The organism is Sphingopyxis sp., from assembly GCF_041916015.1.
Lineage (GTDB): Bacteria > Pseudomonadota > Alphaproteobacteria > Sphingomonadales > Sphingomonadaceae > Sphingopyxis.
In genome coordinates, this window is the sequence record NZ_JAYSAH010000110.1 from 1 (window position 1) to 6,779 (window position 6,779).

Consider the following 6,779-nt stretch of genomic DNA (forward strand, 5'->3'; position numbering starts at 1 on the left):
CGCGGCAGCCGGAGCTTCGGTCGTCGTGGCCGGGACCGGCCCGGCGGGCGCCGGAGCGGCAGCAGCCGGGGCCGCGGCGGGCGCCGGACCATCGGGGTTGCCGCCCTTCGAGCGGACCCAGGCCTTCCACTTGTCGACCGGCAGAACCTCGACCGCGATCGGCATATAGCCGTGATCGACGCCGCAAAGCTCCGAACACTGGCCGTAGTAGACGCCGACCTTGGTGGGCGTGAAGGTGGTTTCGTTGGCGCGGCCCGGAACCGCGTCCATCTTAGTCCAGAAGGACGGGACCGCGAAGCTGTGGATCACGTCGGCGCCGGTGATGATCAGCTTCACCTGACGCCCGACGGGAACGACCATGCGGTTGTCGACCGCGAGGTGATAGGGCTCGCCGGCGGCCTTCGCCTTGTCCTCGGGCAGCATCTTCGAGACATATTCGGCGATGCCCTGGTCGGGGTAGGCATAGCCCCAATACCATTGATAGCCGGTGACCTTGATCGTCAGCGCGTCCTTTTTCGGCGGCTCATACTGCGCCGCGAGCAGGCGGATCGACGGAACCGCGATCACCGCGAGGATCAGGACCGGGATCGCGGTCCAGATCACCTCGATGAAGGTGTTGTGCGTCGTCTTCGACGGCACCGGGTTCGCCTTGGTGCGGTAGCGTGCGATCACCCAGAGCAGCAGACCGAGGACGAGGAGCGAAATAAAGGTGATCACCGGCAGCAGGATCACATGATTGAACCAATAGGCCTGCTCGCCGATCGGGGTGACCTGCGGCTGGAAATTGATGCCTGCATCGACCGGCTGGCCGACGCCGGCGGTCGGCTTCATCGGAACATAGCTGGCATCGCCCGAAGGCGCGGTCGCCTTGGCGGCTTCAGCCGGAGCGGCTGTCGTCGTTGCCGCGAGGGGCGCGGCCGGAGCCGGAGTCGCCGCCGTGGTAGCGGCCGGCGCCGCGGCAGGTGCCGCCGCCTGCACGGCGCCCACCGCGCCGAGCGACAAAGCCGCTGCGATTAACGCCTTGATTACAGGGGTTTTCAAGCTCTTCATAAGGATAGTGCCGCCCGTTGCCTGTTGTTCTTATCGATGCCCCAACCCCTTTGTTCGGGCACCGGACATGCGTCGCGGCAGCCGTCCCCAAGGCTGAATCTCGCGGGCGCTATAGACCCGCTTGCCGCTTGCCTCAAGCATCTCTAACACTATTTTCCGGCTGGCAATTTCTCGCTGCCGAAACCGCCCCCCTCGCAAGCGGGCGCAACAGGACAAAAGACCCTTCTCCCATGACCGACGACGACATATTGGCCGAGTTCCGCGCCGCCGACGCGCTGCTGCAGGGACATTTCCTGCTCTCTTCGGGCCGCCACAGCGAATATTATCTGCAATGCGCGCGCGTGTTGATGGACACCGAGCGTGCCGGACGGCTCGCCTCCGCGCTCGCCGCCAAGCTGCCGCGCGACCTCAGGCAGGCGATCGATATCGTTGTCTCGCCCGCGATGGGCGGGGTGATCATCGGGCATGAGATGGGCCGCGCGCTCGGCAAGCCCGCGATCTTCGTCGAGCGCCCGACCGGCACCTTCGAACTGCGGCGCGGCTTCGCCATCGAACCGGGCGCCAGGGTGCTGATGGTCGAGGATGTCGTGACCACGGGACTTTCGTCGCGCGAGGCGATGGACGCAGTGCGCGCCGCGGGCGGCGAAATCGTGGCCGAAGCCGCGCTCGTCGATCGCTCGGCGGGCAGCAATATCGACCTCGGCGTGCCCTTTTATCCGCTCGTCGCGATCAATTTCCCGACCTATGCCGAGAACGAGCTGCCGCCCGAACTGGCGGGGACGCCGGCGATCAAGCCGGGGAGCCGCGCGAATTGAGCGCGCCCGGTCGCCTGCGTCTGGGGGTCAACATCGACCATGTCGCGACGATCCGCAACGCGCGCGGCGGCGGCCATCCCGATCCGGTGCGCGCGGCCGAGATCGTCGCGGCGGTCGGCGGCGACGGCATCACCGCGCATCTGCGCGAGGACCGGCGCCACATCCGCGACGACGACCTCGCGCGCATCCAGGCGGCGACCACCCTGCCCCTCAACCTCGAAATGGCGGCGACCGACGAGATGGTCGCGATCGCGCTGCGCCACAGCCCCCACGCCGCCTGCATTGTCCCCGAAAAGCGCGAGGAGCGCACGACCGAGGGGGGGCTCGACGCGGCGGGGCAGCATAATCACCTTGCGCCGATCGTGGCCCGGCTGAACGATGCGGGCATCCGCGTCAGCCTGTTCATCGAACCCGACGCGCGCCAGATCGAGGCGGCGATGCGCCTCAAGGCGCCGGTCGTCGAGTTCCATACCGGCCGCTATGCCCATGCCGAGGGCGAGGAGCGCGCCGCCGAACTGCGCCGCCTCGCCGACGCCGCCGCGCTCGCGTGGAAGAACGGGATCGAACCGCACGCCGGACATGGACTGACCTATGAGAATGTCGTTCCAGTCGCCGCCATCCCGCAGCTCGCCGAGCTCAACATCGGCCATTATCTGATCGGCGAGGCGATCTTCACCGGGCTCGAAAGTGCGGTGCGCCGGATGCGCGACCTGATGGACGAGGCGCGGGGATGAAGAATTTCGGCATTGCGAGCGAAGCGAAGCAATCTCCAGCCATCGGCCTTGCGCGAGGCCGATGGCTGGAGATTGCCGCGTCGCCTTCGGCTCCTCGCAATGACGACCTTTTGGGGCCGTCATGATCATCGGACTCGGCTCCGACCTCTGCAATATCGAACGAATCCAGAATTCGCTCGACCGCTTCGGCGAGCGGTTCGAGAATCGCGTCTTCACCGATATCGAGCGCGCCAAGGCGGCGCGGCGGCCGTTCACCCGCGCGGGCACCTATGCCAAGCGCTTCGCCGCAAAGGAGGCCTTCTCCAAGGCGGTCGGCACCGGCTTCAAGCGCGGGGTGTTCATGAAGGACATCGGCGTCGTCAACGCCCCCTCGGGCGCGCCGACGCTGGCGCTGACCGGCGGCGCGGCGGCGCGGCTCGCCGAGATGGTCCCGCCGGGGCATAGTGCGCATATCCACCTGACGCTGACCGACGACCATCCCTGGGCGCAGGCCTTCGTCATCATCGAGGCAATCAAGGACTGAGCATGGCGAAGACGGCGGGACAGAAGGATGAAGGCGGCTGGGGCAAGCTGATCCGCGACATCGTGGTGATCGTGCTGCTCGTGCTCGGCATCCATAGCTGCGTCGCCAAGCCTTTTTACATCCCGTCCGATTCGATGATGCCGGTCCTCCGCAACGGCGACCGGCTGGTGGTAAGCAAATATCCCTATGGCTGGTCCTATGCCTCGGTCAGCTTTCACCTGGCACCGAAAAAGGCCGGCCGCTGGTTCGGCAAGCTGCCCGCGCGCGGCGACATCGTGGTGCTCGAACATCCGGTCACGCGCGTCGATTATATCAAGCGCGTGATCGGGCTGCCCGGCGACACGATCGAACTCGAGGGCGGCGCGCTGTTCATCAACGGCAAGCCGGTCAAGCGCGAGGTCGAGCCGATGCTGAGCGTGCCGGTCGATGCCAATATGCCCGGACCCGACAGCAGCCTCGGCCGCTTCCTCACCCGCGACGCGAGCGGGAGGCAAGTGCTCGAACTGCCGATCGTGCGCGAAACGCTCCCCGGCGGCGCGACTTTCGACACGATCGACATGGGGCCCGGCTATATGACCGACGATTATGGGCCGGTGAAAATCCCCGCCGATCATCTGTTCCTGATGGGCGACAACCGCGACGGCAGCGCCGACAGCCGCGTGTCGGTGAACCAGAAGGGCCTCGGCGGGCCGGTGCCGTTCGACGCGATCGCCGGCCGCGCCGAGATCATCAGTTTCTCGACCGATGGAACCGCGGAATGGTATAATCCGCTGAGCTGGTTCAGGGCGCTTCGTTCAGGCCGTGCGGGAACCAACCTGCGCCCCGCGCATGATGAAAGCGCGAAATAACCGATAAGCGACAAGGAATCCCGATGGCCGCGACGAAGGAACAAGCCAAGGCGCAGGCCAGGGTCGAGGCCGAGGCCCCCGGCCCCACCGAAATCCGCAGCCAGCTTCTCCGCACCGAATTGCTGAAGGCGAGCGCGTGGCTCGGCCTCGCGCTCGTCATCGGCCTGTGTATCGTACTGATTCAGCCGATCCTGCTGATCTTCGCCGGGATCGTGGTCGCGGCGATTCTCGACGGCGGCGCGCGCCTGCTCGGCCGCGTCCTGCCGGTCGCGCGCGGCTGGCGGCTGCTGATCGTCTGCCTGTCGCTCGCCCTCTTCCTCGCGTGGACGGTGATGTTCGCGGGCTCGCAGATCGCCGATCAGGCCGCGACACTGCAGACCGTCGTCATGGGCCAGGTCCAGCGCATCGCCGCCTGGGCGAGCGCGCATGGCATGGGCAATCTGGAATTCGATACCAAGACGATCACCGACAATCTGGCCGGAACCGTCGGGCGCGTGACCGCAGCAGTCGGCACCGTCCTCGGCGCGCTCACCAGTCTGGTGATGATCGTCGTGCTCGGCATCTTCATCGCGATCGAACCGCGGCTTTACGAACGCGGCATCGCGTGGATGCTGCCGATAAAGAGCCGCGAGAATTTCTACATCACCACCGCCCGCATGGGCTTCACGCTGCGCCGGCTGATGGCGGGACGCCTTGTCGGCATGATCGTCGAGGGGGTCGGAACCTGGCTCGCCTGCCTGATGGTCGGCATCCCGATGGCGGCGCTGATGGGGCTGCTCACCGGCCTGCTCGCCTTCATTCCCAATATCGGCGCGATCGTGTCGGGCGTGCTGCTGGTGCTCGTCGGTTTCTCGGCCGGGACCGATGCCGGGCTGTGGGCGATTGCGATCTATTTCATCGTGCAGACGGTCGATGGCTATCTGATCGTGCCGATGGTCGCGAAGCAGACGGTCGATCTCGCCCCCGCGCTCGTCCTCGGCGCGCAGATATTGTTCGGCGCGCTGCTCGGCATCATGGGGCTGTTCCTCGCCGACCCGATCGTCGCGATGATCAAGGTCGCGCTCGAACGCGAGGCCGAGCGCAACGCAGGCGCCGCCAAAAGGAAAGCGGCGGCGAGCCCCTAGCCCGCCGCCGCCTGTTATCTCGGGTCGTATCGATTACTGCCGCGGCGCGGGTGCCGGAGCACCGGGGGCGCCGGGGGCTCCGCCGGGCGCGCCCTGCTGCATCATCTGTTGCTGCTGCATCATCTGCTGCATCGCGCGCACCTCTGCCTCCGAACGGAAGTCGAGCAGTTCGACGGTGAAGTGCAGCGTGCTGTTCGCCGGGATCGGGCCAACCGCGCGCGCGCCATAGCCGAGCGAGGGCGGAATGCTGATCTTGTACTTGCCGCCCTTCTGCATCCGCGTCAGCGCCTCGGAAAAGCCGGGGACGACCTGCGACACCTGCATCGGCGTCTGTTCGTTGGCATCGAAGACGGTGCCGTTGTCGAGCTTGCCCTCATATTTGACGAGGACGACGTCGGTGGCGGTGGGGCTGGGGCCGGTGCCCGCCTTCACGGTCTCGAACCCGATTTTCGGCGTGCCGGTGAAGGCGAAAGCCGCCCCGGCGGCGAGCAGCGCGATGAGGCCGATCCACATCAGCCAGAGGCCGCCCTTGCTGACCGGGCGCAGCGGAACCGTCGTGACGCTCATATTCTTGTCCTTCCCCTGCCCCGAAAAAAGGAGCTGAAATGTCGGCGACGCCTATAGGCGGTGCGGTGCGGGACGGTCCAGAGGCAATCGTGCCTGCGAGGCGCATCACGTCTGTGGAGCGAGCTTAAAGCGACAAAGGATACCGACGCGCACGCCGAAACTGTCTCCTTTGTCGCTTTAGGGAGGGTTCGCGAAAGCCGGCGATGTCAAAGAGCAGCGTCAAGGCTGGCATGGCAGGATAAAGTAGGACAGCGATTTTTTCCGGGTCGGGCTGCGGCGATTTTGGGGTGGGGAGCGGACGCTGCCCTTACTTTACTTCGTCATCCCCGCGAAAGCGGGGACCCAGAGCGTCCGTCCGCTTACCCATCCTTGGGTTCCCGCTTTCGCGGGAATGACGAAGGGAGAGAGTGCCGCAACTCTCGGCCGGAACCGGCCAATCCCGCTTTCGCCCCAAACGAAAAAGGGCGCCGCGTTGCCGCGGCGCCCTTTTCTCGAATCAGGATCCCGAACGGGAAACGGTCTTACTTGATACCGTCGCGCTCCATCCGCTTGCGCTCCATCTTGCGGGCGCGGCGGACAGCGGCGGCGCGCTCGCGGGCGCGCTTTTCGCTGGGCTTTTCGTAGTGACGGCGCAGCTTCATTTCGCGATACACGCCCTCACGCTGCAGCTTCTTCTTGAGCGCGCGAAGGGCCTGGTCGACATTATTGTCGCGAACGATGATCTGCATACGCCGTGTCGTCTCCTGTTCGTCAAAACGATCCGAGCCACCGGATGCTCCGGTCTGCCGCAAATCGCCGATATTCGGGCAATAAAAAGAGCGCCGCGAATGCGCGACGTTCCGATGCTGTGCCAACTAAAGGGATTCGCGCCGAAATGCAAGCCCCCGCGCGACGAAGCGCGGGATGGATCGCGCAAGGCCCCCGCGGACAGGATTGTGCCGCCCCCTGCTCCTGTGGCATAGGTAGCAGGACAAAACCGATATCGGAAGAGGATCAGGCGATGGCGACCCAGCTCAAGCGCAACAGCAAGTATAGCGAAGCCGAATGGACGGCGCGGCAGGAACTCGCCGCCTGTTATCGCATTTTCGCGATGATGGGCTGGGACGAGATGATCTTCA

Annotated in this window: 8 protein-coding genes and 1 pseudogene; 6 read left to right on the plus strand and 3 right to left on the minus strand. The window is 65.8% G+C overall.

Annotation, left to right across the window (positions count from 1 at the left end; translation table 11 throughout):
* On the minus strand, positions 1–1,050 hold a 1,050-nt coding region (gene coxB, locus ACE3SL_RS15690; RefSeq protein ID WP_374526658.1), incomplete at its 3' end, for a cytochrome c oxidase subunit II.
* 230 nt (positions 1,051–1,280) lie between these two features.
* Here coxB and pyrE point away from each other — a divergent pair.
* The 5 genes from pyrE (at position 1,281) to ACE3SL_RS15715 (ending at position 5,094) form a co-directional block, all read left to right on the plus strand.
* The gene (gene pyrE, locus ACE3SL_RS15695) at positions 1,281–1,865 is read left to right on the plus strand and encodes an orotate phosphoribosyltransferase (RefSeq protein WP_374526659.1); all 585 of its coding nucleotides are present in this window, start codon (positions 1,281–1,283) and stop codon (positions 1,863–1,865) included.
* On the plus strand, positions 1,862–2,599 hold the full coding sequence (locus ACE3SL_RS15700) for a pyridoxine 5'-phosphate synthase (RefSeq protein WP_374526660.1): 738 nt from the start codon (positions 1,862–1,864) through the stop codon (positions 2,597–2,599). Before pyrE ends, ACE3SL_RS15700 begins: the two co-directional genes overlap by 4 nt.
* A 121-nt stretch (positions 2,600–2,720) precedes the next feature.
* Positions 2,721–3,122, plus strand: coding sequence for a holo-ACP synthase (gene acpS, locus ACE3SL_RS15705; RefSeq protein WP_374526661.1), 402 nt, complete (start codon positions 2,721–2,723; stop codon positions 3,120–3,122).
* Between the two features lie 2 nt (positions 3,123–3,124).
* Complete coding sequence (lepB, locus tag ACE3SL_RS15710; RefSeq protein ID WP_374526662.1) at positions 3,125–3,970, plus strand: signal peptidase I; 846 nt, start codon at positions 3,125–3,127, stop codon at positions 3,968–3,970.
* 23 nt (positions 3,971–3,993) lie between these two features.
* Positions 3,994–5,094, plus strand: a complete 1,101-nt coding sequence (locus ACE3SL_RS15715; RefSeq protein WP_374526663.1) for an AI-2E family transporter — start codon at positions 3,994–3,996, stop codon at positions 5,092–5,094.
* A gap of 33 nt (positions 5,095–5,127) precedes the next feature.
* Here ACE3SL_RS15715 and ACE3SL_RS15720 read toward each other — a convergent pair whose 3' ends face one another.
* Both ACE3SL_RS15720 and rpsU read right to left on the minus strand, forming a co-directional pair.
* Entirely contained in the window at positions 5,128–5,661 is a 534-nt protein-coding gene (locus ACE3SL_RS15720; RefSeq protein WP_374526664.1) for an FKBP-type peptidyl-prolyl cis-trans isomerase, read from the minus strand.
* Positions 5,662–6,182: 521 nt separating this feature from the next.
* A complete protein-coding gene (gene rpsU / locus ACE3SL_RS15725) occupies positions 6,183–6,389 on the minus strand; it encodes a 30S ribosomal protein S21 (RefSeq protein WP_003047635.1) in 207 nt (68 codons plus the stop codon).
* 272 nt (positions 6,390–6,661) lie between these two features.
* Between rpsU and ACE3SL_RS15730 the strand changes: the two are divergent.
* Positions 6,662–6,779, plus strand: a pseudogene (locus tag ACE3SL_RS15730) (class II aldolase/adducin family protein); the annotation flags it as partial.